Source organism: Bacillus sp. HY001, assembly GCF_007558965.1.
In the GTDB taxonomy this organism is placed as follows: domain Bacteria; phylum Bacillota; class Bacilli; order Bacillales; family Bacillaceae_G; genus Bacillus_A; species Bacillus_A mobilis.
In genome coordinates this window covers 1-415 of record NZ_VLTE01000420.1, presented here as the reverse complement: position 1 = coordinate 415, position 415 = coordinate 1, and the positions used below count along the sequence as shown (strand labels likewise).

General features: G+C 32.8%; 1 protein-coding gene. It reads right to left on the bottom strand.

From position 1 onward, the window contains the following. Window positions 1-353 (bottom strand): C40 family peptidase (locus tag FOT98_RS33360; protein WP_144291310.1); only part of this gene is annotated, 353 nt, incomplete at its 3' end. Window positions 354-415: the final 62 nt, after the last annotated feature.

Sequence of the window (415 nt, the reverse complement as noted above, 5' to 3'; positions counted from 1 at the left end):
CCTGGTTGGAGAGCACTTCTAGCGATACGTGTAGTTTTATTATATTGATCTTGTGCTGTACGTGGCAATTTAATCCCTTGTGTCCCATATCCCCATTGTATTAACCCCGAACAATCAAATCCAGTTTTAGGACTATTCCCACCATATTTATATGGTGTGCCTTCATATTTTTTCATGGCTGCATAAACTTTATTAAATTGATTCGTAGTTATTGATTTTGTGGTTGAAGCAGATATTGATTGAATTGTATTTTCATTTTTAGAAATACTATCAAGTTCATCTGCAGCAGCAAAACTACTACCAGATCCTAGTATAACTCCTATTGTTATTGCACCAACTAAAATTTTCTTCATAAATTTCTCCCCCTATAATCTATTGTAAGATTTTATTCTTATCACCTAATAGATTAATTGTT